At 72.3% G+C, this 26332-nt stretch carries 22 protein-coding genes; 14 read left to right on the top strand and 8 right to left on the bottom strand.

The features are described 5' to 3' along the window. Positions 1-34: 34 nt before the first annotated feature. Positions 35-1021 carry a helix-turn-helix transcriptional regulator gene (locus tag ACQF4J_RS12090; RefSeq protein WP_351585064.1) on the bottom strand — a complete coding sequence of 329 codons (987 nt, stop codon included), beginning with the start codon at positions 1019-1021 and terminating at the stop codon, positions 35-37. 481 nt (positions 1022-1502) lie between these two features. On the opposite strand from ACQF4J_RS12090, the gene ACQF4J_RS12085 reads away from it, so the two are divergent. Together ACQF4J_RS12085 and ACQF4J_RS12080 are read left to right on the top strand one after the other, a co-directional pair. Further along, on the top strand, positions 1503-2936 hold the full coding sequence (locus ACQF4J_RS12085) for a protein phosphatase 2C domain-containing protein (protein WP_351581212.1): 1434 nt from the start codon (positions 1503-1505) through the stop codon (positions 2934-2936). A 67-nt stretch (positions 2937-3003) separates the two neighbouring features. Then, a complete protein-coding gene (locus tag ACQF4J_RS12080; protein ID WP_351581210.1) occupies positions 3004-4746 on the top strand; it encodes a pyruvate dehydrogenase in 1743 nt (580 codons plus the stop codon). Between the two features lie 50 nt (positions 4747-4796). Here ACQF4J_RS12080 and ACQF4J_RS12075 read toward each other — a convergent pair whose 3' ends face one another. Next, positions 4797-6122 carry a helix-turn-helix domain-containing protein gene (locus tag ACQF4J_RS12075; protein ID WP_427165602.1) on the bottom strand — a complete coding sequence of 442 codons (1326 nt, stop codon included), beginning with the start codon at positions 6120-6122 and terminating at the stop codon, positions 4797-4799. A 221-nt stretch (positions 6123-6343) separates the two neighbouring features. On the opposite strand from ACQF4J_RS12075, the gene ACQF4J_RS12070 reads away from it, so the two are divergent. From ACQF4J_RS12070 to ACQF4J_RS12060, 3 genes are all read left to right on the top strand, one after another. After that, positions 6344-6964 (top strand): hypothetical protein, encoded by a 621-nt coding sequence (locus ACQF4J_RS12070; protein ID WP_351581206.1) that lies wholly within the window; start codon positions 6344-6346, stop codon positions 6962-6964. Positions 6965-7079: 115 nt separating this feature from the next. Further along, positions 7080-7541 (top strand): hypothetical protein, encoded by a 462-nt coding sequence (locus ACQF4J_RS12065; RefSeq protein WP_427165601.1) that lies wholly within the window; start codon positions 7080-7082, stop codon positions 7539-7541. A gap of 923 nt (positions 7542-8464) precedes the next feature. Then, the gene (locus tag ACQF4J_RS12060; protein ID WP_351581202.1) at positions 8465-8917 is read left to right on the top strand and encodes an ATP-binding protein; all 453 of its coding nucleotides are present in this window, start codon (positions 8465-8467) and stop codon (positions 8915-8917) included. A 53-nt stretch (positions 8918-8970) separates the two neighbouring features. Here the strand turns inward: ACQF4J_RS12060 and ACQF4J_RS12055 are convergent, their stop codons facing one another. Further along, positions 8971-10005: a DUF2637 domain-containing protein gene (locus tag ACQF4J_RS12055; RefSeq protein WP_351581200.1), complete on the bottom strand. Its 1035-nt coding sequence runs from the start codon at positions 10003-10005 to the stop codon at positions 8971-8973. Between the two features lie 530 nt (positions 10006-10535). Here ACQF4J_RS12055 and ACQF4J_RS12050 point away from each other — a divergent pair. Continuing rightward, positions 10536-11345 (top strand): GntR family transcriptional regulator, encoded by an 810-nt coding sequence (locus ACQF4J_RS12050; protein WP_351581198.1) that lies wholly within the window; start codon positions 10536-10538, stop codon positions 11343-11345. 70 nt (positions 11346-11415) lie between these two features. Here ACQF4J_RS12050 and ACQF4J_RS12045 read toward each other — a convergent pair whose 3' ends face one another. From ACQF4J_RS12045 to ACQF4J_RS12035, 3 genes are all read right to left on the bottom strand, one after another. Next, entirely contained in the window at positions 11416-11919 is a 504-nt protein-coding gene (locus tag ACQF4J_RS12045) for a DUF2231 domain-containing protein (protein ID WP_351581196.1), read from the bottom strand. A 93-nt stretch (positions 11920-12012) separates the two neighbouring features. Beyond that, positions 12013-12789, bottom strand: coding sequence for a hypothetical protein (locus ACQF4J_RS12040; RefSeq protein ID WP_427165600.1), 777 nt, complete (start codon positions 12787-12789; stop codon positions 12013-12015). Between the two features lie 152 nt (positions 12790-12941). Beyond that, positions 12942-14615, bottom strand: coding sequence for a PucR family transcriptional regulator (locus ACQF4J_RS12035; RefSeq protein WP_351581193.1), 1674 nt, complete (start codon positions 14613-14615; stop codon positions 12942-12944). Between the two features lie 345 nt (positions 14616-14960). Here ACQF4J_RS12035 and ACQF4J_RS12030 point away from each other — a divergent pair, with 345 nt between their 5' ends. The 5 genes from ACQF4J_RS12030 to ACQF4J_RS12010 all read left to right on the top strand — a co-directional run bounded on the left by ACQF4J_RS12030 (position 14961) and on the right by ACQF4J_RS12010 (position 21650). Further along, positions 14961-15851 carry an FAD binding domain-containing protein gene (locus ACQF4J_RS12030; protein WP_351581191.1) on the top strand — a complete coding sequence of 297 codons (891 nt, stop codon included), beginning with the start codon at positions 14961-14963 and terminating at the stop codon, positions 15849-15851. After that, positions 15851-16420, top strand: coding sequence for a (2Fe-2S)-binding protein (locus ACQF4J_RS12025; protein WP_351581189.1), 570 nt, complete (start codon positions 15851-15853; stop codon positions 16418-16420). Before ACQF4J_RS12030 ends, ACQF4J_RS12025 begins: the two co-directional genes overlap by 1 nt. Before the next feature lie 2 nt (positions 16421-16422). Next, entirely contained in the window at positions 16423-18807 is a 2385-nt protein-coding gene (locus ACQF4J_RS12020) for a xanthine dehydrogenase family protein molybdopterin-binding subunit (protein ID WP_351581188.1), read from the top strand. A gap of 171 nt (positions 18808-18978) precedes the next feature. After that, positions 18979-20436: an NCS2 family permease gene (locus ACQF4J_RS12015; protein ID WP_351806524.1), complete on the top strand. Its 1458-nt coding sequence runs from the start codon at positions 18979-18981 to the stop codon at positions 20434-20436. A gap of 62 nt (positions 20437-20498) precedes the next feature. Then, positions 20499-21650, top strand: a complete 1152-nt coding sequence (locus ACQF4J_RS12010; protein ID WP_427165599.1) for an XdhC family protein — start codon at positions 20499-20501, stop codon at positions 21648-21650. A 51-nt stretch (positions 21651-21701) separates the two neighbouring features. Here ACQF4J_RS12010 and ACQF4J_RS12005 read toward each other — a convergent pair whose 3' ends face one another. Beyond that, on the bottom strand, positions 21702-22142 hold the full coding sequence (locus ACQF4J_RS12005) for an SRPBCC family protein (RefSeq protein ID WP_351806520.1): 441 nt from the start codon (positions 22140-22142) through the stop codon (positions 21702-21704). Positions 22143-22238: 96 nt separating this feature from the next. Continuing rightward, positions 22239-22988 carry a YwiC-like family protein gene (locus ACQF4J_RS12000; RefSeq protein WP_351581180.1) on the bottom strand — a complete coding sequence of 250 codons (750 nt, stop codon included), beginning with the start codon at positions 22986-22988 and terminating at the stop codon, positions 22239-22241. Between the two features lie 327 nt (positions 22989-23315). On the opposite strand from ACQF4J_RS12000, the gene ACQF4J_RS11995 reads away from it, so the two are divergent. From ACQF4J_RS11995 to ACQF4J_RS11985, 3 genes are all read left to right on the top strand, one after another. Then, positions 23316-24113, top strand: a complete 798-nt coding sequence (locus ACQF4J_RS11995) for a YqjF family protein (protein WP_427165598.1) — start codon at positions 23316-23318, stop codon at positions 24111-24113. A 239-nt stretch (positions 24114-24352) separates the two neighbouring features. Then, a complete protein-coding gene (locus ACQF4J_RS11990) occupies positions 24353-24979 on the top strand; it encodes a hypothetical protein (protein WP_351581178.1) in 627 nt (208 codons plus the stop codon). 311 nt (positions 24980-25290) lie between these two features. After that, positions 25291-26232, top strand: coding sequence for an MIP/aquaporin family protein (locus ACQF4J_RS11985; protein ID WP_351581176.1), 942 nt, complete (start codon positions 25291-25293; stop codon positions 26230-26232). Positions 26233-26332: the final 100 nt, after the last annotated feature.

The following is a 26332-nucleotide window of genomic DNA, read 5'->3' as shown; positions in this document are numbered from 1 at the left end:
GCCCAGGGTGCCCGAGCGCAGCCGAACGCGCAGGTCAGGGTCGCTCCCGGGTCACCCAGCCCCGTTCGTGGGCATGCCATCCCAGCTGCAGCCGGGTCGTCGCACCGGCCAGCTCCATCAGCCGTTTGACGCGTCGCTGCACCGTCCGCAGCCCCAGGTCCAGCTGTTTCGCCACGCTCGCGTCGGTCAGACCGGCCAGCAGCAGGGACAGCACCTCCAGGTCCGTGGCGTCGGGGCCTTCGGGCTCCCGCTCGGTGACCCCGGCCGCCCCGAACCGCAGCGGCAGCGCGTCCCGCCACACCGACTCGAACAGCCCGGACAGCAGCTGAAGGAGGCCGCTCGCGTGCACCACCAGCGCGGCCGGCTCCGCGGTGTGCGTGGTCAGCGGCACCAGGGCCAGCGAACCGTCGGCCACCACCAGCTTGGTCGGCACCCGGTCCACCACCCGCACCTGCTCGCCCCGGCCCAGCGCGGCGGACAGCTCGGTCATCCCGTCGGGCAGGTCCAGCACCGACCGCTCCACCACCACCCGGTAGCGCACCCCGCGGCCGGCCGCCTGCTCCTCGGCGTCGTTCTCCATGCCGGAGACCACGGTGGGGCTGCCCGTGACCAGTGCGCACACCTCGTCGCACGCCCCCAGCTGCAACTGCAGGAACCGCTGGGCGACCGCACCGGCACCGATCACCACCTCGACCAGATCGTGCACGGCGGGCTCGGCGGCGGCCGCCCGGTACTCCTCGGCGAGCAGCGCGGCCGCCAGTTCCGCCTTCTCCAGCTCGTGCCGCTGCTGGGTCAGCAGCGCGCCCAGCGCCACCCCGGGCGGCGCCGCGACCCACCGGCCCGGCCGCGCCGACGACTGGGCGGCCAGCCCGTGCCGCTCCAGGCGCCGCAGCGCGAGCTCGGTGTCGTCCTCGCCGAGCGTCAGCCGCCGGGCCAGATCCGGTACGTCGGCGGCGCCCACCGAGACCAGCTCCCGGTACGCCGCCTCGTGCGTCTCGTCCAGCCCCAGCACTGCCAGCATGCGGTGTCGTCCCTTCCCGGACCCCAGCTCACCGGGTCGGCGCGGTGGCGGAAACCGGCCACGGCGCGAACCCGCCTCGGCACATCATCGCCGTACCGCCCGTCAGTCTGCCAAGGTGACGGCACGACCCTGTCGGCCCCGCCCGCCTGCGGCGGAATCGCGGGCCGGCTCACAGCTCATCTCCAGGGAACCGGGTCACACTCGGGACCGGTCCGACCGGGTCGGGACGTGATCCGGTCATCCACAACGTGATCCGGGCCCGTGAGCGTGCCGTCGGCGCACCGTCGGCACGCAGGGGATCCGGGCCCGGATCACCCCGGTGGTCGCCGGGCGGCTCTCCCGTGGGGGGTGGAGCCGCCCGGCGACTTCCCCCGCACCCCTGTTCGACGACTCACTCGACATGCCGTTCGACACGGCGTGCCGTGCGGGATTTTCCCGATGCCCCGTTTTCATCCGGCCCGCGCGGTGGACAATTGGGGGCATGAGTCAGCAGGGGGGAAGGCCCACCGGGCGCGACGACGACTGGTGGGGACAGCTGTACGACGACTCCACCGAGGACACGGGGCCCGCCCCCGCGGCCGACACTCTGGACGACCGATTCGCCTCGGCGGCGGGAGCGGTGCACGCCGGGGCCGGGGAGCGGGGCGAGGACACCGATCCCGGGACGGGCCCCGGAGTTCCGCAACAGCGCTCCAGGAGCACCGAGACACCACCTCCCGAACAGCCCTGGCCCGACAGGACGTCACCTCAGCCGCCCCGCACGGCCGGTCCGACGCCGGCCGAGGCCGCCGCTCCGGCACCCGGCACGGAAAGGGACGGCACCCCGCGGGCCCGGGTGCGGGACACCCCGCCACCGCCACCCGCCGTCAGCACCCCGGCTCCCGGCCTCTCGCCACCGCCGCCCGTCCCCCGCACGGCCACCCACCTGGACCTTCCCGCCTTCCCCCCGCCCCCCGTCGACTACGTCGGCTCTGGCCCCCCGACCTACGACGCCGAACCCACCGCCCTCCCGCCCGCCGACCCCGACGACCTGGACGACCTCGTCGCCGACACCGTCCTCGACGGGGCCCGGTACGGCGCCTGCACCCTGCGTGCCGCCTCCGTGCGCGGCGACTCCGCCCGCTACCGCGGCGAACCCCGCCGCGACTCCCTCCTCACCGCCCGCTTCGGTACCGCAGAGCACGCCCTGGTCCTCGTCGCGATGGCCACCGGCGCCCGGGCCACCCCCGGCGCCCACCGGGCCGCCGCCGAGGCCTGCCACTGGATCGGCAGGGCCGTGGGCCGCAGCCATGCCCGGCTCGCCGAGGACATCCGGGCGGGCAGGCGCGGCGACCTCAAGTCCGGCCTGCACCGCCTCACCGACCGCAGCCTCGGCAAACTCCGCGCCAGCGCGGCCGAGCAGGGCATCGACCCGGAGGAGTACGCGGCCAGCCTGCGCTGCCTGCTGCTGCCCGCCGACCCGGAGTGCCGGACGCGCGTCTTCTTCGGCGTAGGGGACGGCGGACTGTTCCGCCTCAGGGACGGCGACTGGCAGGACATCGAACCCCGCGTCACCGACGTCACCGGCGAACCGGTCGTCGGCTTCGGCTCACTGCCGGCCGAGACCCCCGAGGGCGACCGCCTGACCATGGACCTGGGCATCCCGACACCCCCGAGCCCCTACGAGCCCGCCCCCGAACCGCCCCGGGAACCCTTCCGCTTCCGCGCCTCCGTCGCCCACCCGGGTGACACGCTCCTGATGTGCACAGGCGGCCTCGCCGAACCGCTGCGCGGCGAACCGGACCTGTGCCGCTACCTGACGGGCCGGTGGTCCGGTCCCACCCCGCCGGGGCTCGCCGCGTTCCTCACCGACACCCAGGTACGGGTCAAGGGATACGCGGACGACCGTACGGCCGCCGCCGTTTGGGAGGCGTGACGCGGCGCGTTGTGAATTCATGTAACCCGTAGGGACCTGTCGGAGACCGAAGGGGCATGAGAGCACCATGGCCAAGCAGAACGTCGCCGAGCAGTTCGTCGACATCCTCGTCCGAGCCGGAGTGAAGCGCCTCTACGGCGTCGTCGGCGACAGCCTCAACCCGGTCGTGGACGCCGTGCGCCGCAACGCCGCCATCGACTGGGTGCACGTTCGTCACGAGGAGACCGCCGCCTTCGCGGCCGGCGCCGAAGCCCAGATCACCGGGAAGCTCACCGCGTGCGCGGGTTCCTGCGGCCCCGGCAACCTGCACCTCATCAACGGTCTGTACGACGCCCACCGGTCCATGGCCCCCGTCCTGGCCCTCGCCTCGCACATCCCCACCAGTGAGATCGGCCTCGGCTACTTCCAGGAGACCCACCCCGACCAGCTGTTCCGCGAGTGCAGCCACTACAGCGAGCTCATCTCCAGCCCCAAGCAGATGCCGCGCCTGCTGCAGACCGCCATCCAGAACGCCGTCGGGCGCTCGGGCGTCGCCGTCGTCTCCCTTCCCGGCGACATCGCCGACCAGCCCGCCCCCGAACGGGCCGCCGAGAGCGCGCTGGTCACCTCCCGGCCCACCGTCCGGCCGGGCGACGCCGAGATCGACAAGCTGGCCGACATGATCGACCGCGCCCAGAAGGTCACCCTGTTCTGCGGCAGCGGCACGGCCGGCGCCCACGCCGAGGTCATGGAGTTCGCCGGGAGGATCAAGTCACCCGTCGGCCACGCCCTGCGCGGCAAGGAGTGGATCCAGTACGACAACCCGTACGACGTCGGCATGAGCGGACTGCTCGGCTACGGCGCCGCGTACGAGGCCACCCACGAGTGCGACCTGCTGATCCTGCTCGGCACCGACTTCCCCTACAACGCCTTCCTGCCCGACGACGTGACGATCGTCCAGGTCGACGTCCGGCCCGAGCACCTGGGCCGCCGGTCCAAGCTCGACCTGGCCGTGTGGGGCGACGTGCGCGAGACCCTGCGCTGTCTGATCCCGCGGGTCGAGGAGAAGACCGACCGCCGCTTCCTGGACCGGATGCTGAAGAAGCACGCGTCCGCCCTGGAGGGCGTGGTCAAGGCCTACACCCGCAAGGTCGACAAGCACGTCCCCATCCACCCGGAGTACGTGGCCTCCGTCCTCGACGAACTCGCCGACGACGACGCGGTGTTCACCGTCGACACCGGCATGTGCAACGTCTGGGCCGCCCGCTACATCTCGCCCAACGGCCGCCGCCGGGTCATCGGTTCGTTCTCGCACGGCTCCATGGCGAACGCCCTGCCGATGGCGATCGGCGCGCAGTTCACCGACCGCGGCCGGCAGGTGGTGTCGATGTCGGGCGACGGCGGATTCTCCATGCTGATGGGCGACTTCCTGACGCTCGTGCAGTACGACCTCCCGGTCAAGGTCGTCCTGTTCAACAACTCATCGCTTGGAATGGTCGAGTTGGAGATGCTGGTCGCCGGGCTGCCCTCCTACGGCACCACCAACAAGAACCCCGACTTCGCGGCCGTGGCCCGGGCGTGCGGTGCCTACGGGGTGCGGGTGGAGAAGCCCAAGGACCTCGCCGGGGCGCTGAAGTCGGCCTTCAAGCACAAGGGCCCCGCGCTGGTCGACATCGTCACCGATCCCAACGCCCTGTCCATCCCGCCGAAGATCAGCGCCGAGATGGTGACGGGCTTCGCCCTGTCGGCGTCGAAGATCGTCCTGGACGGCGGAGTGGGCCGCATGCTCCAGATGGCCCGCTCCAACCTCCGCAACATGCCGCGCCCCTAGGGCCCGAGGCCCACCGTTCGCTGCGGCCGACCTGATCCAAACGACAGACCCTAGCTTTCGTACGGGACCCAGGCGCGGTCGCCGGAGTCGTTCGTGCCGTACCAGTAGCGCGGCATGTCCGTGATGGCGCTGGTGTGGAACGGGCGGCCGTGGTCGTCGATGCGGATCGTGCCCTTGCGGCCCTGTGAGGACCAGTCGAGTTCGAGGTACCAGCGGGCGTCGTGGGCCTGCGTCGTCGCGTCCACGAGCAGCACCTCGGGGTCCTGCGCGGAGACCCGGTAGGGGAAGTGCACGGCGGGGATGGTGTGTTCGCTGTCGGCGCCGTCCTTCGGCCGGGCGACGGGGCGGTCGGCGTCGAGGTTCACGGTGAAGCTGCGGGGCGTGAGTTCGCCGCCGCAGCCCTGGTCCATCGCGTAGGCGTTGCCGGTCAGGGGCTGTCCCCGGCCGACGATCCGTACCCGCAGGGCCTCCAGCACGACGGCCGTCGACGAGCGCCCCTGCACGGAGACCTGCACCAGGGTCTGCCGCCCGTGCACCGCGCCCTGCGTCGCCGCCCAGGTCCCGGCGTCCTGCTGCACCGGGGGCGGGGGCACCTGGGCGGGCGGCTTGGCGATGACGTAGTCGTGACCGCAGCCGCCCTGCCACACCTGGGAGTCCACGGTCCAGGCGAGGGGAAGTCCGGTGGGCCGCCCGCCGGTCCCGCCGGAACCGCCCCTGGGGGACGGTGAAGCGGTGGACTTCTTCCCGGCCTCGGGTGAGGACGAGTTCGGGGCGGTGGTGGGGGAGGAGCCGGCCGACGGCTTCGCCGGGCGCCACGGCGCGCCCGGCGCCGTCGTCCGGGGCTCCGTGCCGCCGTGCGGAGCCCGCGCCTGCGGGGAACGGTCGTCCGAGAGGGCGGACAGAGTGCCCAGGGAAGCGAGCAGCGCGCACGCCACACCGACGCACACCAGCACCCGCCGCCGCCGATACCAGGAACGCGGCCCCCCAGCGTGCTCGTCAGCGGGCTCGGGAGCGGGCCCGCCTGCCCCGACGGCTTCCCCGGTGGCGGGCGGCTCGTCCGTCGGCGTCGGTCCTGTCGCCCCAAGCGGGTCCTCCGGTGTGCCGGCTGCGGCCGATCGTGGGCGTTGGCGCGCGGCCACGGCCCGCAGCCACAGGCGGTGCAGTTCGAGGCGTTCCTCCGGTGTCGCCTCGCAGAACGCCGCGAGGCGCTCCACCGGGGCGTACTCCTGCGGTACCGCCTCCCCCGCGCAGTAGCGGTGCAGCGTGGAGGTGTTCATGTGCAGGCGCCGGGCCAGGGAGCCGTAGCTCCGGTCCGTGCGGTCCTTCAGCCGGCGCAGCAGCGCCGCGAACTCCTCGACCTCGTCCCCAGCCGACACCGTTCCCCCGTCGTCGCGTGGCGTCCCCGTATCCCAGGTACTTCATATACCTGCACGTCAGATGGGATGGGATGGTTCCACCACCGTCGAAAGGGCGGCGGCCGTTGCGCCGGACTCCCGTGACGGCCGATGCTCTTGGTGTCGCACCGACCAGGGCCGGACCGACCATCCGGCGTCGCGGCGACAGCCCATGCCCATGCACTCACTCACGGGGGACACCCATGCCCAAGCGCACCCGAGCAGGTGTGCTCGTCGCACTCGCCGCCGCGGGCCTCGCCACAGGCACCGCACTCGCCCAGCCGGCGGGCGCAGCCACCAAGGCGCCCGGCTTCCTGGCCGCCGCCGACCTTCCGCCGGACACCACCTCGTCCTGGACGGCCGGCAAGGTCACCGCCGGCCTGCCGGAGGCGGTGGAGGTGGACCGCTGCCTGGGCCAGGTGCTGAACGACGACCGGGGCTCCTGGTACCGGGAGTTCCGCACCGACCTCGACGCGCACGCCCTCCAGGTCAGCGTCGAGTCGTCGACCACCGGCGCGGCGAAGGGACGGTTCGCGCGCCTGAACAAGGACATCGCGTCCTGCGCGGCACGGACCGAGAAGGCCGATCCGGACCTGAAGGTCACGTTCAAGGACTACGGCACCCTGCCCGTGGAGGAGGGCGCCCACGTCTACGGCCTGCACACGGAGACCTCCTGGGGCGCGACCGACATCCGTCTCCTCGCCGTCGGCCGGGACGGCCGGACCGTGACGGTCGTCGACTGGGGCCGGTTGGGCGGCTTCAAGGACGCCCCGGTGAAGGCCTTCAAGAAGACGGCGACCAAGGCCGTCGACAAGCTCCGCTGACCGCGCGACCGGGGCCGCCCTCCTGCCACGGGGGTCAGGAGGGCGGCCCGTCGGCCACCCGGCACAGACCGCGTACACCGCACACTTCGAAACAACTCGAAATCGGGGAACCCACATGAACAGCAAGACCCGCACCGCCCTGTCCGCCGGCGTCCTCGCCGTCGCCCTCGGTCTCGGCGCCACCGCCCAGGCCTCCGCCGGCGCCCCGCGCAGCGTCAGCGGCAAGCCGTCGGACAACCTCACCCGCGTCGCCGACTTCTACGGCACCTACATCGACGCGGTGATCGACGAGGACAGCGGCAACCTCGGCCAGGCCCTGCGCGCCCACTTCCTCACGCCCGCCTTCCAGAAGCAGCTGGCCGCGTGGGAGGAGCGGGAGCACGCCGACGGCGTCCTGCGGGCCCAGAACGTCCCGCTCGCCTGGAAGGTCACCGACAACGGCACCGCGAAGAACCACACGGAGGCCGTCGTGACCCTCACCTGGAGCCGCAACAGCACCACCAAGGTGTACGTCGACATGACCCGCGACACCCACCGGATCTACCGCATCGGCGCGAAGGCCCTCGGCGCGAAGTAGCCCCGCTCGCGGCGACCGCGCCGTGAGGATCCGCAACGGCCGTGGCCCGGAGGCCGACCGACCTCCGGGCCACGGCCGTTCCGGCTGTCCGCCCGGTTCCGGGTCCGTCACCGGCCGGGAACCGGAGGATTCCGGCCACTTTCCCGGGTGCGGCGGTCCGGCCCCCGGATCCGCGTCGCGCGAGGGGCGGTTCGCGCCTCGTCCCGGACCACCTGCCACAGGGTTTCGCCGGGTACGGCGGGCTCGGCAGACCGGAATCGGTAGATGGGGCGATCCCCTGTGGTCAGGACGTCGCCGGGGCGCGTAGGCGCGGAGCCGTGCGGCACGGCCGTACCGGCGGGTGCCTGCGGAGGCGGACGGACCGGTTCGCCTCCGCTCACCCGCAAGGCGACGGCGGCGTCGCGACGGCGCGGCACCCGCGCGGGCGAACACCCAGGCGAGGGCCGCCCGCGGTGTCGTACACCAGGGCTCCGGCCTGACCCGCGGCCCGTCGCCCGAGAACCCGGAACCAGCGGTTCGACCAGGGCTTTCCGTGCGCCGGGCCGGTCGTGAAGGGCTCGTGGGCGTTCGGCGTCGCCCGGTCCCGGGGGCGCGCGGACGGGGCCGCGGGCACGCGCGTCCGGCAGGGCACGGGACGCGTGAACTGGCTCATGGCACGTTCCGGACGCCCTTCCACACGGTTGCGGTCGTCGGGCCCGGCCGCTCCCTCGCGGCCCGGACGGTCCCGGCACCTGCCTCCGAAACGTTCCGCCACCCGCCCTGACGGGCCCCAACCTTGGCCGAACACCTGGTCGTCGATGATTCGACATGACTGGCGCCTGTGGCATGGGGCATGGATCCCGTGAACGTGTTCGACAAGGAGGGGAACCGACATCGGCACGCGGGCGGGGGTCATGAAGAGGCAGGCACGAGGGGGCGGTCCCATGGCGATCGGGGCCTCCTCGGCTCAGACGGTGGAGGAAAGGACGGACGGTGTCCCGGCACCGGAGCAGCCGTCGCAGCTACGGCAGAGCCTCGGGCGGGCGGACCTGAAGGCGGTACCGGAGGCGCGCAGGGCGCTGCGCGAGCTGTTGCGGCACTGGGGCAGGCCCGGACGGTCGGAGATAGCGGAGCTGCTCACCAGCGAACTCGTCACCAACGCGCTCATCCACACCGACCGGGACGCGGTGCTCATCGCCACCGTGGGATCCCATGGACTGCGGGTGGAGGTACGGGACTTCGTGGCCCGCAGGCCGCGGCTGCGGGTACCCGTGGCCGACGACGGCACGCACGGCAGGGGTCTGCTACTGGTGCAGTCCCTCGCGGACGCGTGGGGGGTGCGGGCACACGGAGTGGGGAAGGCCGTGTGGTTCGAACTCGACGCGGAGGCCGCCTGAACGGGGAGGGGGCGTGGCCCGCAGGCCACGCCCCCTCCCCATGACGGCCGTCTTCAGCCGAACTGCTGCTCGAGGTCCTTGAGCTTGCGCTCCAGGGAGTCGAGGCGCGGCAGGGCCATTGTGTCGTCCTCCGCGGTGAGATCGACGGTCACCGGGTCAGAACCGCCCTTGCGGACGGGCTGCAGCGAGGGACGCTGGCGTACGGGCAGCGGCTCCGCCGCCGATATGGCAGGCTCCGCGGTGGCCTGGGCGGAGGCCCGCTCCAGGGCCTGCGGCTCGGGCCGGCCACGGCCGACGAACCCGCGGTGGCCACGGCTGATCGCCTTGAGCTGGGCGCGCTCCAGACGGTCCGCCTCGCGCCGGCGCAGCCGGTTCTCCTCCTTCTGCCGCTTGTCCTCGCGGACCTCCTCGACCGCCTCGTCCAGGCTGCGCACGCCCTCCAGGAGCATGAGCGACCAGGCCCTGTAGGTCTCACGGGGGGCCCGCAGCCAGCGCACTATACGGATCTGCGGCAGCGGACGCGGCACCAGACCCTGCTCGCGCAGGGCGGCCCGGCGGGTCTGCTTCAGCGCGCGGTCGAACAGGACGGCCGCCGACAGGGACATGCCGGAGAAGAACTGCGGTGCGCCCGCGTGGTCGATACCCCTGGGCGCGTGCACCCAGTTGAACCAGGCCGCGGCACCCGCGAACGTCCACACCAGTATCCGGGAGCCGAGGGCCGCGTCACCGTGGCTGGCCTCGCGCACCGCGAGCACGGAACAGAACATGGCCGCGCCGTCCAGGCCGAACGGCACCAGGTACTCCCAGCCGTCGGTGAGGCCGAGGTTCTGCTGGCCGAAGCCGACGAGGCCGTGGAAGGAGAGCGCCGCGGCGACCGCGGCACAGCAGAACAGCAGAACATAGGAGGCGGTGGCGTACAGGGCTTCCTTACGCCTGCGGCGCTCCTCGCTGCGCTCCCACGAGTCGTCCTTCGCGTGCTCCCCGCCGGACCGCTTGCTGCGCGCGAGCACCGCCACCGCCGCCAGCATGCCCAGGAGCAGTACGGCGCCCGGAAGCAGCCAGTTCAGCGATATGTCGGTCAGTCTCATCTAGGGGTCCCTTGCATTGGGATAGGGCGTAACGCCCGCCATAGTGGCCCAATCCCACCGCCCCTCAGGGGGTTTCGGGGCAAGAGGCCGCCAAGGAAGTGCAAGGGGATGCCCAGGGCGGCGTTCTGCTCGAACTGCCGCTTGAGGGGCGGGAGTTGAGTTCGAATAAGACTACCCGTACGGATGGTTCTTCGGAAAGTTCCTGCGACAAGTGAGGAAGTTGTGAATCACCTGTAACCGAAGGGGCGGTCTCGTCGCGGCGATCTTACGGGACCGGCGCGGAGGTTGCGCCTCCGGGGGCCCCAACTGACGTTCACTCGTGATGGCTTGGCCGTCGGGTCCGCGGCAGGTGGCCCGGCGTGCCTCGCCTGGGGCGGAGCCCCTCGAGGGCGGGCCGTCGGCAAGGCAAGCCTTGCCTTATCCGGGGTATTCGGGATTTGAACTGACGGCTTGTGCGCTTATGGTGCTTGACGGACGAGTAACAACCCGCCGTAATGACCCCAAGTACCGACACGTCCGGAGGAGGACCCGTGAGGCAGAGCGCACAGGGCTCGGCGTGGACGGGGACCCCGCAGGCCGGCACGGACGTGCCCAGGGTGCCGCCGCAGCCGGCCGCTGCCGACGTCGACCGGGAACGGGGCATCGCCGCGGGCGGGGGCACGCGCGGCGAGCACACGCACAGTGAGCAGCCGATCACCGCACCGCGTCCCGTCCAGCGGGCCTCGGTGCGCGGGCAGATCCTCACCGCGCTGCGCACGGCGCTGGTGACGGGCGAGCTGCGCCCCGGCGAGGTGTACTCGGGGCCGGCCCTGGGCGAGCGCTTCGGCGTCTCCGCGACACCGGTGCGCGAGGCCATGCAGCAGCTGGCCCTGGAGGGCGCGGTCGAGGTGGTGCCCAACCGCGGCTTCCGGGTGGTGGAGCGCGGAACCCGTGAACTGGCCGAACTGGCCGAGGTGCGGGCGCTGATCGAGGTGCCCGTGATGCTGCGCCTGGCCCGGACGGTCCCGGTGGAACGCTGGGCGGAGCTGCGCCCGCTCGCCGAGGCGACGGTCCGCGCCGCGTCCTCGGGCTGCCGGGCGACGTACGGAGAGTCGGACCGCACCTTTCACCGGGCGATGCTGGCCCTGTCCGGCAACGAACAGCTCGTCCGCATCGCCGACGACCTGCACCGCCGTGCGCAGTGGCCCCTGGTGGGGGCTCCGGCGTCGCGCGGGCGCGCCGACCTGGTGGCCGACGCGGCGGAGCACATTGCGCTGCTCGACGCGCTGATCGCCCGGGACCTGGACATGGTGGGGGCGCTGGTGGGCGAGCACTTCGCGGGGGCGGCCCACCCGCACTGAACCGACATGGTCCGTGCGGGAGTTCCCACTGACCGGAACCCCCGCACTTCCCGTTCCGCGGCGCCGGGGATCAGTCGTCCCCGTCGCCCGATCCGCTGGCGGTCTTCGAGTAGCCGTCGTGCCAGGCGGCCTTCGCGCCCGAGTCACCGATGCGGTACACGTCCACGACCGCTCCCGCCGCCACGACGACCGACAGCACCGCGGCCGCGATCCGCACGACCGACGCCGACCGGTTGCCCGTCTGCTCGGACGTCGTCCGCCGGGTCGTCCACCACACCGCCGCCGCCAGTACGAACAGGCCCAGTGCCCAGGGCAGCAGCCCGTCGCCGAGTTCCGCGTGCCGCCGTACCAGGGCGTTGCTGCCGACGTGCTCCTCCAGCCACTCACCGGCGCTCGTGGTCAGCGGCACGCTCGCCAGGGTGACCAGCGCGAGCACCGGCAGGGCCACGCCCATGCGGCGCGCGACCGCCGGCCACACGGCACTCGCCACGACCGCGATCGCGGTCAGTGGCACGAGGACGACGACGAAGTGCACCAAAAGGACATGTGCGGGCAAGCCATTGACGAGGCTCATCGAGGCGCTCCTATGAGGGGGTTGGGCGCGCCACACTGGCACAGCTTCCTCTCAGCTTCCTCTCAGTGACCTCTAGGCCAAGGCAGCCTTGCCTCAGGCCGCGCCCGGTGTCTGTGGTGCCAGTTGGCGTGACAGCCAGGTGGGTACGCCGCCCAGCAGACGGAACAGGCGGCGGGCCTCCTCCCGCAGTCGCGACGCCTCCGGCTCCGCCTCCGCGTCCGCCAGCGACGCCAGGGCGGGCGCCGTACCGACGAGGTAGCCGAGCTCCTCCCGGATGCGCAGCGACTCGGCGAACCCGTGCCGGGCCTCGGCCAACTCGCCCTCCCGCAGGGCGAGACACGCGAGATGGCGCCAGGTGAAGGACAGCAGCAGCGGGTCGGAGTGGGCGGTGGCGCCCGCGTGCGCACGGCGGTACGCGGCCCGCGCCGCCTGTGGGGAGCCGGTCAGGTTCTCGGCGACCAGACCGCGCCGGAAGTCCAGCAGCGGCCGCCCCGCCGCGCCCGGCGCGATCAGCGCCGCCGCCCGCCCGAGCGCGGCCCGCGCCTCGTCGGCCCGGTCGCGCACGGAGTGCAGCGTCGCCGCGTACGCCAAGTACCCGCGTTCACAAGCGGCCGCGCCGCGCTCGTCGTCGGTGTGGGCGAGGGCCTCGGCCGTACGGAGCGCGTCCTCGGCCGCCTCCCAGCCCTGCTCCGTGTACAGGCACTTCTCCACGAGCAGCGCCGCTCTCTGCAGCGCGGAGCCGGCGGTGACCGGCTCCAGCAGTGCGGCCGCGTCGACCCAGCAGGCCCGTGAACGCAGCCGCCATACCGCGGTCTGGAGGGGATCGTCACCTGCGGTCGTTCCGGTACCAGACATGGCGGTATGCGCCACGTTGCCCTCCCCGAGCACGCCATCGAGCCTTGGTTGGTGGCCGCATCTCAGCACGGATCCGGGGGCCCGGCCAAGGGGCTGGGTGAAGGATTTCACAAAGTCGTGGGACCCGCGCGGCACTTGGTGCCATCCGCGACGCCCGCCGGAGGGCCTCAGCTCATGCGCAACGCCAGGAAGAAATCGAGCTTGTCCTCCAGTCGGGACAGGTCGCGGCCCGTCAACTGCTCGATCCGCCCGACCCGGTAGCGCAGCGTGTTGACGTGCAGGTGCAGCCGGGTCGCACACCGCGTCCAGGAGCCGTCGCAGTCCAGGAAGGCCTCCAGGGTGGGGATCAGTTCGGCGCGGTGCCGGGTGTCGTAGTCGCGCAGCGGGTCCAGCAGGCGCGCGGTGAACGCCCGCCGCACGTCGTCCGGCACGAAGGGGAGCAGCAGCACGTGCGAGGCCAGCTCCTGGTGCCCCGCCGCGCACACCCGCCCCGGCCGCGCGGCGGCGACCCTGCGCGCGTGCCGGGCCTCCTCCAGAGCCCCGCGCAGTCCCTCCGCCGAGTGCACGGCCGCGCTCACGCCGAGCGTGACCTGCCCGTCGTCGTCGAGACCGGCCGACAGCGGCTCCCGTACGGACTGCAGGAGCGCGTCGGCGAGGATCCCGGTCTCCGAGCCGTCGTGCTCGGTGGAGACCGCCGGGAGCGGTACGAGGGCGACGGCCTCGTCGCCGGTGTGCGCGACGGCGATCCGGTCGGAGGGCTCCGGGCCCGTCGCCAGCGGGTCGACCAGGATCTCCTCCAGCAGTGCCTGGGCGACCGGGCCGGCCTCGACCCCGGTGTCCCGCCAGTCGACGCGGGCCACGACCACCTGCCAGTGCGGGGCGGCCCCGAGACCGGGCAGCAGGACCGGGGCGGCCACCCGGAGGCGGGCGGCGATCTCGGCGGGCGCGGCGCCCGTCTGGACCAGCTCCAGCACCTCCTGGGCGAGGCGGCGCCGGACCGTGCGGGCGGCGTCCCGGCGGTCGCGCTCGACGGAGATCAGCTGGGTGACGCCCTGCAGGAGGTCGAGGCGCTCGGCGGGCCAGTCGCCCGCGTCCGCCTCGACGGCCAGCAGCCAGTCCGACAGGACGGTCTCCCGGACGTCCCGGGCGCCCTGCGGGGAGCGGCCGCTGCTGCGGATGGGGAAGAGCGAGTACGTCGCCTGGCCGACGCTGAGCCGGTGCGGTCCGCGGCGGCCGGTGCGGGTGGCGGCGAGGTGCTCGGCGGCCAGCTCGGCGCAGACGTCGGCGGGCAGGGCGGGCCCGGCCACCTTGGAGCCCGCGATGAGCCGGCCGGTGGAGGACAGCACCCAGGCTCTGAGGTCCAGGTCGGAGCCGAGGAGGTCCAGGACCACGTCCGGCCCGCCGCCGGCCGGACCTGAGGTCATCATCCGGCGGTGCCGGTCGACCACGGCAGCGAGGTCCCCGGCGCGTTCACCGCTGACCTGCCGCACCACATGCTCGGTGATCGTCGCGAACGCCACCGACTCGTGCACCGCGAACAGCGGCAGCCGGTTGCGGGCGCAGGCCACGACCAGGTCTTCCGGGACGTCCCCCAGCTCCGCCTCACCGGCTGCCAGGGCGGCCACGCCGGCCTGCACCAGGATTCGTACGAAAGGCTCCGAGTCGTCGGCGTCGCGCCGCCAGGCCAGCCCCGTGAGCACCAGCTCGCCGCCGGACAGATAGCGGCTCGGGTCCCGCAGGTCGGTGGTCATGACGCCCCGTACGGTGCGGTCCAGCTCGTCCTCGCCACCGAGCAGCCTCAGGCCCAGCGCATCGGTGTCCACAAGTGCGCGCAGCCGCATTCTCGTCGCCGCCGTTCTATGTCTCGAAATCTACGATGAATCCAGAGGGTGGCCGGGGAGAGAAGTCCGGCGGACGGCGCGGGAGCCGCACCCTTCGGTCGCCGGGCTGTCTCCTGCGTTTCTACAGGAAAACAGGGAGGTAACTGAGTGCCTCCGTTCATACGAATCTACAAGATGCCCGCCCTGGCCAGCCAACTCCTTCATGGTTTCCGTGACTGACCCCCGTGGAGTACGGAGCTGTGTACTGACCCCACTCCGCGTGAACAGCACATGAACGAGCCGGTCCCGCCGCACCGGAAGTGGCTCAAATCCGTACCATCAACGAGACGAAGAAGAGAGCCGGTCATGGACTTCCTTCGCCCCGCCAGCTGGGAGGAGGCGCTCGCCGCCAAGGCCGAGCACCCCACCGCTGTGCCCATTGCGGGCGGCACCGATGTGATGGTCGAGATCAACTTCGACCATCGGCGGCCCGAGTACCTGCTCGACCTGAACCGCGTCACCGACCTCACCGAGTGGGAGGTCGGCGAGGACACGGTGCGCCTCGGGGCCTCCGTCCCGTACACGAAGATCATGGAGAACCTGCGCGCCGAGCTGCCGGGTCTCGCCCTCGCCTCGCACACCGTGGCCTCCCCGCAGATCCGCAACCGCGGCGGCGTCGGCGGCAACCTCGGCACCGCCTCCCCGGCCGGCGACGCCCACCCCGCCCTGCTGGCGGCCGGCGCCGAGGTCGAGGTCGAGTCGGTGCGCGGCACCCGCCTGATCCCGGTCGACGAGTTCTACACCGGGGTGAAGCGGAACGCGCTGGCCGCCGACGAGCTCATCAAGAGCGTGCACATCAAGAAGGCCGACGGCCCGCAGCAGTACTCCAAGGTCGGTACGCGCAACGCGATGGTGATCGCCGTGTGCGCCTTCGGTCTCGCCCTGCACCCCGAGACCCGCACCGTCCGTACGGGCATCGGTTCCGCGGCGCCCACCCCCGTCCGGGCGAAGGCCGCGGAGGAGTTCCTGAACGCGGCGCTCGAAGAGGGCGGCTTCTGGGACAACGGAAAGATCATCACCCCGTCGGTCGCCAAGCAGTTCGCGGAGCTGTGCTCCGGCGCCTGCAACCCGATCGACGACGTCCGCGGCACCGCGAGCTACCGCCGCCACGCGGTCGGCGTCATGGCCCGCCGCACCCTGACCTGGACCTGGGAGTCGTACCGCGGCGCCCGCCGCACCACCGAGGGAGCTGCGTGATGCGCGTCAACTTCACCGTCAACGGACGCCCGCAGGAGGCCGACGACGTGTGGGAGGGCGAGTCCCTGCTGTACGTGCTGCGCGAGCGTCTGGGCCTTCCCGGCTCCAAGAACGCCTGCGAGCAGGGCGAGTGCGGCTCCTGCACGGTCCGCCTGGACGGCGTGCTGGTCTGCTCGTGCCTGGTCGCGGCCGGACAGGTCGAGGGCCGGGACGTGGTGACCGTCGAGGGGCTCGCGGACCACGCCAGGCAGCGGTCCTGCGGTTCCTCGTGCGGCACCTCGCTGGACGAGGCCAAGGGCTGGCAGGCCAAGGGCACCGACTCGCAGACCGGTGAGGGCACCGAGCTGGCCCCCATCCAGCAGGCGTTCATCGACGCGGGCGCCGTCCAGTGCGGCTTCTGCACGCCGGGCCTGCTGGTCGCGGCCGACGAGATGCTGGAGCACAACCCGAACCCGACCGACGCGGACATCCGCGAGGCGCTGTCGGGCAACCTGTGCCGCTGCACGGGCTACGAGAAGATCATGGACGCGGTCCGCCTGGCGGCCGCCCGGCAGGGAGAGGCGGTCTGACCGTGCCCACCAACGGCGCTCCCAGCAAGATCACCCAGGGTTCGCAGACCAAGGGCGGCATCGGCGAGTCCACGCTCCGCCCGGACGGCACCCTCAAGGTCACCGGCGAGTTCGCGTACTCCTCCGACATGTGGCACGAGGACATGCTCTGGGGGCAGATCCTGCGCTCCACGGTCGCGCACGCCGAGATCGTCTCCATCGACACCGCGGAGGCGCTCGCCACCCCGGGCGTCTACGCGGTCCTCACCTACGACGACCTGCCGACCGAGGTGAGGAACTACGGCCTGGAGATCCAGGACACCCCGGTCCTCGCGCACGGCAAGGTACGCCACCACGGCGAACCGGTCGCGCTCGTCGCCGCCGACCACCCGGAGACCGCCCGCCGCGCCGCCGCCAAGATCAGGGTCGACTACCGCGAACTGCCCGTCATCACCGACGAGGCCTCGGCGACCGCGCCCGACGCGATCCTCGTCCACGAGGGCCGCGACGACCACCACGCCGGGCACGTCCCGCACCCGAACATCGTCCACCGTCAGCCGATCGTGCGCGGCGACGTGGCGGCGGCCCGCCGGCGGGCGGACGTGATCGTCGAGGGCGAGTACACCTTCGGCATGCAGGACCAGGCCTTCCTCGGCCCCGAGTCCGGCCTCGCGGTGCCGGAGGAGGACGGCGGCGTCCACCTCTACATCGCCACCCAGTGGCTCCACTCCGACCTGCGCCAGATGGCGCCGGTGCTCGGCCTGCCCGAGGACAAGGTGCGGATGACGCTGTCCGGTGTCGGCGGCGCCTTCGGCGGCCGCGAGGACCTGTCGATGCAGATCCACGCCTGTCTGCTGGCCCTGCGCACGGGCAAGCCGGTCAAGATCGTCTACAACCGTTTCGAGTCCTTCTTCGGGCACGTCCACCGCCACCCGGCCAAGCTCTACTACGAGCACGGGGCCACGCGCGACGGCAAGCTGACCCACCTGAAGTGCCGGATCGTCCTGGACGGCGGCGCCTACGCCTCCGCCTCCCCGGCGGTCGTCGGCAACGCCTCCTCGCTCTCGGTCGGCCCGTACGTCGTCGACGACGTCGACATCGAGGCCATCGCCCTCTACACCAACAACCCGCCCTGCGGCGCCATGCGCGGCTTCGGCGCGGTCCAGGCGTGCTTCGCCTACGAGGCGCAGATGGACAAGCTGGCGAAGGAACTGGGCATGGACCCCGTCGAGTTCCGGCGGCTGAACGCCATGGAGCAGGGCACGATCATGCCGACCGGGCAGCCGGTCGACTCCCCGGCCCCCGTCGCCGAACTCCTGCGCCGCGTCAAGGCGATGCCCATGCCGCCGGAGCGCCAGTGGGAGTCCAGCGAGGGCGCGGACGTACGGCAGCTGCCGGGCGGTCTGTCCAACACCACCCACGGCGAAGGCGTCGTGCGCGGGGTCGGCTACGCGGTCGGCATCAAGAACGTCGGCTTCTCCGAGGGCTTCGACGACTACTCCACCGCCAAGGTCCGCATGGAGGTCGTCGGCGGCGAGCCGGTCGCGACCGTGCACACCGCGATGGCGGAGGTCGGCCAGGGCGGTGTCACCGTCCACGCGCAGATCGCCCGCAGCGAACTGGGCGTCGCCCAGGTCACCATCCACCCGGCCGACACCCAGGTCGGCAGCGCCGGCTCGACCTCGGCCTCCCGGCAGACCTACGTCACCGGTGGCGCCGTGAAGAACGCCTGCGAGCTGGTGCGCGAGCGGGTGCTGGAGATCGGGCGCCGCAAGTTCGGCACGTACCACCCCGCGTGGGCGACCGCCGAACTGCTGCTGGAGGGCGGCAAGGTCGTCACCGACGGCGGCGAGGTCCTCGCCGACCTGGTGGACGTCCTGGAGGACGAGGTCGTCGAGCTGGAGGAGGAGTGGCGGCACCGCCCGACCGAGCCCTTCGACCTGCGCACCGGCCAGGGCAACGGCCACGTCCAGTACTCGTTCGCCGCGCACCGCGCCGTCGTCGAGGTCGACACCGAGCTCGGGCTGGTCAAGGTGATCGAGCTGGCCTGCGCCCAGGACGTCGGCAAGGCGCTCAACCCCCTGTCCGTCATCGGCCAGATCCAGGGCGGCACCACCCAGGGTCTCGGTGTCGCGGTGATGGAGGAGATCATCGTCGACCCGAAGACGGCGAAGGTCAGGAACCCCTCCTTCACGGACTACCTGATCCCCACCATCCTCGACACGCCGACCATCCCCGTCGACGTGCTCGAACTCGCCGACGACCACGCCCCGTACGGGCTGCGCGGCGTCGGCGAGGCTCCCACCCTGTCGTCCACCCCGGCCGTCCTCGCGGCGATCCGGAACGCGACGGGGCTGGAGCTGAACAGGACGCCGGTACGGCCCGAACACCTCACCGGCACGGCGTAGGCAAGTCCCTCCGGGCGGTGCGGGAACGTCACATTCCGACGTGCCGCCCGGAGCAACCAGTTCGTTCGTCTCGGGCCGTCCCCCGGGTCGTGCGGCCGCAGCACCTTCCCAAATCCCGCACCACTCACAGCAGTTCGCGGGTGCCCCTTTGAACCTTGGGAGTAGGCCCACATGACCCAGAAGTCACTGGAGCCGCAGACCGTCGCGGACGACGCGGGCGCAGGAACCCGCGTCCCCGCCGGACGGTCGTGGCTCGACCGGTACTTCCACATATCCCGGCGAGGATCCACGGTCGCGCGCGAGGTCCGCGGCGGCGTCACCACCTTCATGGCGATGGCGTACATCCTCCTGCTCAACCCCCTGATCCTGTCCGGGAAGGACGCGGCGGGGGACACGCTCGGCCAGAAGGCGCTGATCACCGCGACCGCGTTCGCGGCGGCCTTCACCACCCTGCTGATGGGATTCGTCGGCAAGGTCCCGCTCGCCCTCGCCGCCGGCCTCTCCGTCTCCGGCGTGCTGTCCTCGCAGGTCGCCCCGCAGATGACCTGGCCGCAGGCCATGGGCATGTGCGTGATGTACGGCGTGGTCATCATGCTGCTGGTCGTCACCGGACTGCGCGAGATGATCATGAACGCGATCCCGCTCGCGCTCAAGCACGGCATCACGATGGGCATCGGCCTGTTCATCGCCCTCATCGGCTTCTACAAGTCCGGCTTCGTGCACCAGGGCAAGGCCACCCCGGTCACCCTCGGCCCGGCGGGCGAACTCGCGGGCTGGCCGGTGCTGTTGTTCGCCGGCACCCTGCTGCTGATCTTCATGCTGCAGGCCCGCAACTTCCCCGGCGCCATCCTCGTCGGCATCGTCAGCGGCACGGTCGTCGCCGCGATCCTGAACGCGGCCGGCGTCATCGACCCCAGGCAGTGGGCCAACGGCGCCCCCGAACTGCACGGCAGCGCCGTGTCGATGCCCGACTTCTCGCTCATGGGGCACGTCGAGTTCGGCGGCTGGGGCAAGGTCGGCGCGATGACCGTCGGCATGATCGTCTTCACCCTGGTGCTCGCCGGGTTCTTCGACGCGATGGCCACCATCATCGGCGTGGGCACCGAGGCGAAGCTGGCCGACGACAAGGGCCGGATGCCGGGGCTGTCGAAGGCACTGTTCATCGACGGCGCGGGCGGCGCGATCGGCGGGGTGGCCGGCGGCTCCGGCCAGACCGTCTTCATCGAGTCGGCGACCGGCGTCGGCGAGGGCGCCCGTACCGGACTCGCCTCGGTCGTCACCGGACTGTTCTTCGCGGCCTGCCTCTTGTTCACGCCGCTGACGGCGATCGTCCCGCAGGAGGTCGCGTCCGCCGCCCTGGTGGTCATCGGCTCGATGATGCTGATGAACGCCCGGCACGTGGACTGGGCCGACCGCGCGACCGCGATCCCGGTCTTCCTGACGGTCGTTGTGATGCCGTTCACATACAGCATCACCGCCGGTGTCGCCGCGGGCGTCATCTCCCACACCGCCATCAAGGCCGCCCAGGGCAAGGCGCGCGAGATCGGCGCCTTCATGTGGGGGCTGACGGTGATCTTCCTGGCGTACTTCGCGCTCAACCCGATCGAGAGCTGGGTGGGCGTGCACTAGACAGCGCCGGAAACCCGCTCTCGTCACCGCCCTCCACCCGATCCCCTGAAGGAGACCGACAGATGCTGGACATCGCCGAGGAACTGAACCGGTGGGTCGAGCAGGGCCGCGACTTCGCCGTGGCCACCGTGGTGGCCGTCGGCGGCAGCGCACCGCGCCAGCCGGGTGCCGCCCTCGCGGTGGACAGCGACGGCACGGCGATCGGCTCGGTCTCCGGCGGCTGTGTGGAGGGCGCCGTCTACGAGCTGGGCCGACAGGCCCTCCAGGACGGCGAAACCGTCCTGGAGCGCTTCGGCTACAGCGACGAGGACGCCTTCGCCGTGGGCCTGACCTGCGGCGGCATCATCGACGTCCTGGTCACCCCGGTGCGGGCCGGCGACCCCGCCCGCCCCGCGATCGCGTCCGCGCTGGCCGCCGCCGCCCGAGGGGAGGCGGCCGCGCTGGCGCGGATCGTGTCCGGGCCGCCGGAGCTGCTGGGCCGCGCGCTGGTGGTCCGGCCCGACGGTTCGTACGACGGCGGTTTCGGCGCCCATCCGGAGCTGGACCGCACGGTCGTGGGCGAGACGGTGGCCTTCCTGGACGCCGGCCGGACCGGCACCCTGGAGATCGGAGAGCAGGGCTCTCGTTGCGGAGCACCGCTCACCGTCCTCGTCGAGTCCTCCGTCCCCCCGCCCCGGATGATCGTCTTCGGCGCGATCGACTTCGCCTCGGCGCTGGTCCGCATCGGCAAGTTCCTGAACTACCACGTGACGGTGTGCGACGCCCGCCCGGTGTTCGCCACCCGAACCCGCTTCCCGGAGGCCGACGAGATCGTCGTCGAATGGCCCCACACGTACCTGGAGCGCACGCCGGTCGACGGCCGTACCGTCCTGTGTGTACTGACCCACGACGCCAAGTTCGACGTCCCCCTGCTGAAACTCGCGCTGCGCCTGCCGGTGGCGTACGTCGGCGCGATGGGCTCCCGCCGCACCCACCTCGACCGCAACGAGCGGCTGCGCGAAGTCGGCGTCACCGAGATGGAGCTGGCCCGGCTGCGGTCGCCGATCGGCCTCGACCTCGGCGCCCGTACACCGGAGGAGACGGCCCTGTCGATCGCCTCCGAGATCGTCGCCGACCGGCGCGGCGGCTCCGGCGTCTCCCTGACCGGCGCCCACACCCCGATCCACCACGACCCGACCTCGGCAGCCCCGCGACGGATCGACTCGGTGGCCTGAACTCCCTTGCCCGGCGCCGCCGTTCGGAGGCAACACACCGGCCCGCGGCCGTCACCGCATGCGCAGCAGCCGGTTCGCCGCGCGTCCGAACATCAGCCGGGCCGACCGTTCCAGCAGCGGGTCGAAGACGCCGGGCAGCAGCCGGACCGCCAGTTCCTCCCGCCACACCACGCGGGCCCGTCCGCCCGGCCCCGGCCGTACCTCGATCTCCGCCCAGCCCCGCACCACCCGACCGCGCTTCTCCAGACGGCACATGCCGGGCTCGTCGTCCGTGGGCGGCCGCCACACCGTGACCTCCATCCGGTCGTCGAAGGCGAGCGGGCCGACCCCCGAGCGGGCCACGAACACCGTGCCCTCGCCCGTAGGTGCCGGCGTGAGCACCGAGACCCGGGTCAGCGGGACCACCTCGCCGTGCCGCGGCCAGTCGGTGAGGCGGCGCCAGGCCTCGGGCGGCGAGAGGGGCGCCGTGCGTTCGAGCAGGAAGTTGACCACGTGCAGATCGTAGGGAATTCCGGCTGTTCACAGCGCCCTTCAGGGGTGCGTCACGCACATGGCGCAGCGCACGCGTGACGACGGGTCGCGGGCCGCTCAGCCGTACACCGCCACGAGCACCCCCACCAGCAGCAGCGACAGGGCGAGCTCGACCATGCCGACCGCCGGCGCCGGCACCCGGCCCAGTGCCGGTACGACCAGGGTCCGCAGGAGACAGAGGGCGAAGAAGGCGGCGACCCAGGGGGACAGGAAGCAGCCCACGACCAGCGCGCCCGCGTGGTACGCCCGCGAGGCCCACAGATGACCGCGGCTGTCGCGCTCGCGGATCATGGTCTTGACGTGGAACACCGTGCCGGCGAAGTAGAGCAGGCACACCAGCGCCGGCCGCCAGGCCTGTCCGGCCGTGCCGCCGCCGAACAGCACGGCCACCGGGAGCATTCCGCAGGCCGGCACCACGGCGGCCAGTCCGTTGACCAGGGCCCGCTCCCGGTTGCGCAGGGCGTACCAGCAGTTGACGGCCAGGAACGGCAGCGCGCAGGCCGCGGCGAGCAGCAGCCAGGGCGCGTGCACCACGAGCGCCAGACCGAGCGGCAACAGGGCGGCGGCGAAGGCCAGGGCGGGGCGCGTGTGACGTCCGGCCGCCCTCGGATTGCGCGAGAGGCGCCTGAGTCGCAGCCACTGCTGGACGTGGTACGCGGCGAGATAGCCGAGCAGCCACGCCGGCAGCAGGACGGCGTCCCAGGGCGTCGGCGTGGCGATCAGCATCCCCGCGAGGAACGGCACCACCAGCATCGCCCAGGCACCGTGCTGCTGCGGAAGCCAGCGCCGTACGGCACGAGAAGCCATGCTGTCCATCCCCTTCCCGGCCGTACGGACGTGGCTCCCTCAGCCTGTCACCGCGCGGCGGCGGAACCCGGGCGCATTGGTCCCCATCCGACGGGACCAAGGTCCTTCTCGGGGGCTCCGCCGCGGCCTCGTCTCGCGTCCGGGGGACGCCGTCGCGGCCCCCCCGCGTCCCGGACGCCGCCATGGCTCGGTCTCGCGTCCCGTACGCCGTCCGGGTCCGGTACCCGCCCCTGACGGGTGTCCGGGTCCGGTACCCGCCCCTGACGGGTGTCCGGGTCCGGTACCCGCCCCTGACGGGTGTCCGGGCCGCCGGGGCATACTGGCGCGATGCCGCCCGTCCGAGAGCCCCGGCCCCCGGGCCCCGTCCCCCCGGAACCCGTCACCGCGGACGCGCCCGGCGAGATACCGCGCCCCCTGCTCACCCAGTCCTGGCTCGACCTGGCCTTCCTGCACTGGGCCGTCGACCCGGCCGACGTCGCCGGACTCCTGCCGCCGGGCGCGGTCCCCGACACCCTGGACGGGGTCACGTACGTCGGCCTGGTCGCGTTCCGGATGCACCGAGTGGGCTGGCTGCACCTGCCCGGCGTCCCCTACCTGGGCACCTTCCCGGAGACCAATGTGCGGCTGTACTCGGTGGACGGGCACGGGCGGCGCGGCGTCGTGTTCCGCTCGCTCGACGCCTCCCGGCTGATCCCCGTGGCCGTGGGGCGGCTCGCCTTCCGGATGCCGTACCTGTGGTCCCGCATGGCCGTGGAGAGGAGCGCGGGCCCGGACGGCGACACCGTCACCTACACCAGCTCCCGCCGTCTGCCCGGCCCGCGCGGGGCGCACAGCCGGATCACCGTGCGGGTGGGCGAGCGGATCGCCCGGCCGACGGAGCTGGAGCACTTCCTGACCGCGCGCTGGGGCATGCACGGAGCGTTCTTCGGCCGTCCGACGTACCTGCACAACGCCCATCCCCGCTGGACCCTGCACCGGGCCGAGCTGCTCGAGTGCGAGGAGGACCTGGTGGCCGCCGCCGGCCTTCCCGCGCCGGCGGGCGAGCCGGTCAGCGTCCTGTACTCCCCGGGCGTCCCGGCCCGCTTCGGCCGCCCGTCCCGCCCGGCCGGCATCCCCACGCCCTAGGGGCCGTCCGGCGGATCATGGGCGGCCATCAGCGGATCGATGCTGGGTGACGGTGACGGTGAAGGTGCCGTGGCGAAGTCGACGCCGCCTACGACGCACGCACCGGCGGCCGGGTCCTGCGCCGCATCGACGCCGCCGAGCCTGAGCTCGGTACGGGCGCGGGGGAAAGGTGGGGCAACTCCCTTCAGAGGCTTCGCCGCGACGGCGCCGCCGGGCCCTCACCGGTCACACTTGCCGTCATGACGAATCCCAACGGGGTGAGTGAGCCGCCCGTCCGCCGCCCCCCGACCGCGTCGACCCTGTTCGTCCGGCTGACCTTCGACGGACACACCCTGAGCATCACGCGCCGGCTCTGGCCACTGCCCTGGGGGCGCACCATACGCATCCCGCTGCGCGAAGTGATGGCCATTGAGGCGTGGGTGCGCGAGAAGAACCCTGGCGTGGATGGGGGGAAGACGATGAGTTACCACCGGGTACGCCGCTACCGACATGATGAGCAGCGCTCTTGGAACATCCGGATCAGGCGGTCCAGGAGTGCCACGGCCGATGACTTCCGTCGGTTCCAGGGGGCGGTGAACGAGGCGGTGGTTGATCACGCGCGCGGCATCATCGACGCCCGGGGGCCCGGGGCGCCCACCGGCCCGGCGCACTGGGACGCCAGGTTCCAGGCCACGATCGCCCACGGGCTGCGCACGCCCTACCCACTGGCCGAGGATGCCCGCTGGAAGAACCACACCCTACTTCCCGACTGGGCCATGCAGAAATCCGGCGCGTACGTACTCCACCAGCTACGCCTCCGCGACGGCGCCCTCCTCGAGTGGCACCGCTTCCTGCACGAACCACCCGCGCCCTCGTCTCCGCAGTGACCGCGTCTCCCATGACCGAACCAACGAGGAGTCGCTCGGACGGTCGCCTGACGGACAGTGCCTGGCGCACCGGGCCCCTCTTCGGTCACCGCCCGCCGGAGGGCGGCACCGACCCCGACCTGGCCCCTGGACCCCCGGGAAACCCGGGCGGACGACGGCCCCGCGCCCGCTGGCCATGCCTTGGACAGCACCGGTATCCATTGGCCCCGGATACGGCTTTGTGTACGAATCGGTGCACTCTGCCTGGCGGTGGGCGAGGCTCCGGCGGACGATGGTGATGCTGACCGGAACCACTCTCCTAGGGGGCCGATATGGCTGTGGAAATCCCTCCCCTGGTGAAACCCTCCAGGCTCAGAAGTCGTGGGGGCCTGTTGGGCGAATGCCTGGCAGAGTTCCTGGGGACATTCGTCCTCATCTCCTTCGGATGCGGCGTCGTCGCCATGGCGGTCGCGGCACTGCCCGGATCCGGCCGAACCTCGGGACCCACGACGATCTTCGTCGCGGCGGGGGACTGGCTCCTCATCACCTGGGGTTGGGCCATGGCGGTCGTCTTCGGCATCTACGTCGCCGGCGGCGTCAGCGGTGCTCACCTCAACCCGGCCGTGACCCTGGCCTTCGCGGTGCGCCGGAAGTTCGCCTGGGCCAAGGTCCTGCCCTACTGGGGGTCCCAGCTCGTCGGGGCGTTCACCGGAGCAGCGCTGGTCTACGGCGTCTACCACAACGCGATCAGCGCCTTCGACAGCGCCATGAAGGGCCCGAAGACCAACGGCCACACACTGGCCTCGTTCTCGATCTTCGGCACGTTCCCGGCGCCGTACTTCCACGGCGGGATCTGGGGGCCTCTCATCGACCAGATCGTCGGTACCGCCTTCCTGGTGATGCTGGTCGTCGCCCTGATCGACCTGCGCAACACGGCGGTGCAGGCGAACCTCGGCCCGCTGCTGATCGGCTTCGCGGTCGCCGCCATCGGCATGTCCTTCGGCGCGAACGCCGGGTACGCCATCAACCCGGCCCGCGACTTCGGCCCGCGCCTGTTCACCTGGTTCGCGGGGTGGAAGGAGCTGGCGTTGCCCGGCACCCTATCGGGTGCCTTCAGCAACTACTTCTGGATCCCGATCGTCGGGCCGTTGATCGGCGGCGTCATCGGTGTGCTGGTGTACGACCTGCTCATCGGAGACGTCCTGCACCTGCGTGCCAAGATGGGCGAACTGCCCGAGCCGGGCCGGACACGTCCGGTGGAGACCGAGGACTAGCAGACCCGCGAAGCCCACGGTCCCGACGCCGCGCTCACCGGGCCCGGCGCCGGGACCGTCGTGCCACCCGCGTGCCAGGAGCCGCGCGGGACACGCGGGG

This window comes from Streptomyces sp. C1-1, from assembly GCF_050214755.1.
GTDB lineage: Bacteria > Actinomycetota > Actinomycetes > Streptomycetales > Streptomycetaceae > Streptomyces.
This window is presented reverse-complemented; position numbering and strand designations above follow the sequence as displayed.

Excerpts from the sequence above, each read along its gene's own strand:
- ACQF4J_RS12090 (WP_351585064.1), bottom strand. The coding sequence starts at position 1,021 with ATGCTGGCAGTGCTGGGGCTGGACGAGACGCACGAGGCGGCGTACCGG.
- ACQF4J_RS12085 (WP_351581212.1), top strand. The coding sequence starts at position 1,503 with ATGAGTCAGCAGGGGGGAAGGCCCACCGGGCGCGACGACGACTGGTGG.
- ACQF4J_RS12080 (WP_351581210.1), top strand. The coding sequence starts at position 3,004 with ATGGCCAAGCAGAACGTCGCCGAGCAGTTCGTCGACATCCTCGTCCGA.
- ACQF4J_RS12070 (WP_351581206.1), top strand. The coding sequence starts at position 6,344 with ATGCCCAAGCGCACCCGAGCAGGTGTGCTCGTCGCACTCGCCGCCGCG.
- ACQF4J_RS12065 (WP_427165601.1), top strand. The coding sequence starts at position 7,080 with ATGAACAGCAAGACCCGCACCGCCCTGTCCGCCGGCGTCCTCGCCGTC.
- ACQF4J_RS12060 (WP_351581202.1), top strand. The coding sequence starts at position 8,465 with ATGGCGATCGGGGCCTCCTCGGCTCAGACGGTGGAGGAAAGGACGGAC.
- ACQF4J_RS12055 (WP_351581200.1), bottom strand. The coding sequence starts at position 10,005 with ATGAGACTGACCGACATATCGCTGAACTGGCTGCTTCCGGGCGCCGTA.
- ACQF4J_RS12045 (WP_351581196.1), bottom strand. The coding sequence starts at position 11,919 with ATGAGCCTCGTCAATGGCTTGCCCGCACATGTCCTTTTGGTGCACTTC.
- ACQF4J_RS12035 (WP_351581193.1), bottom strand. The coding sequence starts at position 14,615 with ATGCGGCTGCGCGCACTTGTGGACACCGATGCGCTGGGCCTGAGGCTG.
- ACQF4J_RS12030 (WP_351581191.1), top strand. The coding sequence starts at position 14,961 with ATGGACTTCCTTCGCCCCGCCAGCTGGGAGGAGGCGCTCGCCGCCAAG.
- ACQF4J_RS12025 (WP_351581189.1), top strand. The coding sequence starts at position 15,851 with ATGCGCGTCAACTTCACCGTCAACGGACGCCCGCAGGAGGCCGACGAC.
- ACQF4J_RS12015 (WP_351806524.1), top strand. The coding sequence starts at position 18,979 with ATGACCCAGAAGTCACTGGAGCCGCAGACCGTCGCGGACGACGCGGGC.
- ACQF4J_RS12010 (WP_427165599.1), top strand. The coding sequence starts at position 20,499 with ATGCTGGACATCGCCGAGGAACTGAACCGGTGGGTCGAGCAGGGCCGC.
- ACQF4J_RS12000 (WP_351581180.1), bottom strand. The coding sequence starts at position 22,988 with ATGGCTTCTCGTGCCGTACGGCGCTGGCTTCCGCAGCAGCACGGTGCC.
- ACQF4J_RS11995 (WP_427165598.1), top strand. The coding sequence starts at position 23,316 with ATGCCGCCCGTCCGAGAGCCCCGGCCCCCGGGCCCCGTCCCCCCGGAA.
- ACQF4J_RS11990 (WP_351581178.1), top strand. The coding sequence starts at position 24,353 with ATGACGAATCCCAACGGGGTGAGTGAGCCGCCCGTCCGCCGCCCCCCG.
- ACQF4J_RS11985 (WP_351581176.1), top strand. The coding sequence starts at position 25,291 with ATGGCTGTGGAAATCCCTCCCCTGGTGAAACCCTCCAGGCTCAGAAGT.